We start from the raw sequence: 863 nt of genomic DNA, 5'->3' as shown, positions 1-863 counted from the left end.
GGCCGACGACGGCCAGATCAGCGGCCCCAGAGGCCGGAGCCGCTTTGCGCACGGCTGCTTGTCCTTGCTTCGCGACACGCGGCTTGGCAGGACGACTCGGCGCACGATAAGAAGGTGCCGCCGGCTCTTCTTGCTGAACCTGCGTGGCCCCCGTCGCGTTGGCGAGGGCTGACCCATGCAGAGCCTCCAAATGCTTCGCCAGCGATTCGATCGTCGGGAACTCCAGCAGGAGAGACGGGTCGAGCTTCACTTGCAACGCCTGCGCGATCTGACGCAGCAATTGCACTTGCAAAATGGAATCGACCCCGTAGTCTGCAATCTGCGCATCGACCTCGATCTTGGCCGGGTCCATTTTCAACTCTTTTGCAAAAATCGACCGAACCCAAGCCTCCGCTGTCTGCCCTTGGCCGCCTGCCACCACGCTTGCTTTCTGCGCAGGGGCCGCCGGACGCTGTGCCGGAACCACAGGGGATGTCGGGAGCGCCGCCGTCTGCTTTTTGCGCTGCATCAGCGTTTGCGGATTCCAGAGCGATGGGTTGACCACGGCGGACATGACGACCGGGCCGATTTTTCTCGCCAACACATAATCGAGGAACTCCAGCCCCTCGGCGTTGGTCATCGTCAGAAGGCCTGTCTGCTCGTAGGCTCTGCTCTTGACTTCGCCCATGCCCGCCTCTTTCCAGCTCGGCCATTGCACGCTGACGATCGGACATTCCGGACGCTTCGCTTCCGCCAGATAATCCATGTAGGCATTGGCCACCGCATAGTCGCTCAACCCCGCCGCGAGCGACGGGATCGTGGCCGACACAGACGAGAACGCGACGAAGAACTGCAGCGGCTCTGCGCGGAGACTGCGGTACAAC

The 863-nt window shown here is 62.3% G+C and carries 1 protein-coding gene; it reads right to left on the bottom strand.

Annotated features, from left to right (window positions below; genetic code table 11):
• Window positions 1–863, bottom strand: an 863-nt coding sequence (locus L696_RS28580) for an acyl carrier protein (RefSeq protein WP_155985378.1), incomplete at both ends; no start/stop codon positions are given.

The sequence above is a fragment of the Paenibacillus maysiensis genome, assembly GCF_000520815.1.
Lineage (GTDB): Bacteria > Bacillota > Bacilli > Paenibacillales > Paenibacillaceae > Paenibacillus > Paenibacillus maysiensis.
This window is presented reverse-complemented; position numbering and strand designations above follow the sequence as displayed.